The following is a 1,799-nucleotide window of genomic DNA, read 5'->3' on the forward strand; positions in this document are numbered from 1 at the left end:
AAGAGGCTGTGACATAAGTCTCTAAATAAAAAGCCAGTGAAATGACGAGAATTCGTTCATTTCACTGGCTTTTTTGGGTAAACTAAAAGAGTACAGGATGACGCCTGTACTCTAAATCATTCAATCCTCGAAAGGATCAAAATCATGCATACAAATTATAACATGAATCAACTCACTTTAGATATCACAACTTCTTACATTCCAAAAGAAGACAGCACCGCTTGGTTTATCAATGAACTCGTTGAATCTCTTGAAATCAACGAACCCTATCTTTTTGGTCGTCCTCGGAATTATGATTTAAGTGCGATGTTAAAATTGGTTCTGTTTGCTTATACGCGGAGTGTATTTAGCAGTCGGAAAATTGAGCAATTAGCTGAAGAGAGCCTACCGGCTCGCTGGTTGACGCAAGAACAGATGCCCACTTACCGAACCATTGCCCGTTTCCGCGTATCTAATGAATTGGAAGCATTGATCGAAAAAGGACTTGATTCGTTAGTTCATTATCTTAGAGAGCAACAATTGATTAATCATTCAATTTTTATCGATGGAACGAAGCTTCTCGCGGATGCCAATAAATATAGTTTCGTTTGGAAAAAGAGCACAATCAAGTATGACAACTTGAACCGTGAGCAGATCGTCGCCTTGATGTCTGAACTCAAAGAGGCGCATTTAGCGAGTCATGTTCCTGAAGGAACCTCACTCACATTAGATATGATAGATGAAGTACTGACGAGGTTGGAAATACGGCTGGAAGAATTGGAACAAGAAGTACTTAAAACCAGAAAGGTTTCACCAAATCCAGCCAAACAGCAGCGCCGTACACTAAAATCACAAAAACGAAAACTAAGCGAGCGTCGTGGTAAAATGGCGGATCACCAACAGCGCTTAGCTATTTGTGATACTAGGAATAGTTATTCAAAAACAGATAATGACGCCACATTTATGCGTGTCAAAGAAGATCCTATGCGCAACGGGCAATTAAAGCCTGCGTTCAATCTTCAAATAGCCACCAGTAATCAGTTCATTTTGGGTTATGATGTCTATCAAAATCCAACGGATACCAAAACCTTTCCCACGTTTATAAAAAAATTGAACGTGGCGAATCTCCTCCCAATGCATATTGTCGCGGATGCAGGGTATGGTTCGGAACAAAATTATCGCTACCTTGAAGATGAACTACCGAGCCACACTGCATTGATTCCTTACTCAACGATGTTGAAAGAACAGAGTAAGAAGTGGCAATCGGACGAACGAAAAGTGATGAATTGGACGTACAACGAACAAGAGGATTATTATCTTGATCCAAAAGGTGTTCGTTTTAATTTCAATGCGTACAGAACAGAGACGGATAAAGTCGATGGATTTGTCCGGGATTTCAAAGAATACAAAGCAGAGAAATACACAGAAAACAAAGAAGTGATACAAGAAGCGTTGACCCAAGGGGGCAATACACGCATCATTAAGGTCAATCCTTCGTTAGAATATTTTAAAGCCAAACAACGCACCTTGCTTTCAGAACCTGAAAATGGAAAAATCTACGCACAAAGAAAAATTGACGTAGAACCTGTTTTTGGATGGATGAAGGCTTGTTTGCATTTCACTCGGTACCATGTTCGAGGCTTGGAAAAGGTGAAAAAGGAAACAGGCATCCTAATCATGGCTTTGAATATGAGAAAGTTAGCAGCAATGAAGCGGCTTGGCACCTTGAGTACATAGAAATTGGCTACCATAAATCATTTACTGATTTATGGTAGCCAATTTTTTTCTATTAAGGACTATGACTTATGTCACAGTCTCTT

1 pseudogene is annotated in these 1,799 nt (G+C 39.8%); it reads left to right on the plus strand.

What is annotated here, in order from left to right:
* Nucleotides 1–144: 144 nt before the first annotated feature.
* A pseudogene (locus NRIC_RS19085) lies at nucleotides 145–1,689 on the plus strand (IS1182 family transposase); the annotation flags it as partial.
* Nucleotides 1,690–1,799 lie beyond the last annotated feature (110 nt).

It is taken from the genome of Enterococcus florum (assembly GCF_004309355.1).
Taxonomy (GTDB): domain Bacteria; phylum Bacillota; class Bacilli; order Lactobacillales; family Enterococcaceae; genus Enterococcus_A; species Enterococcus_A florum.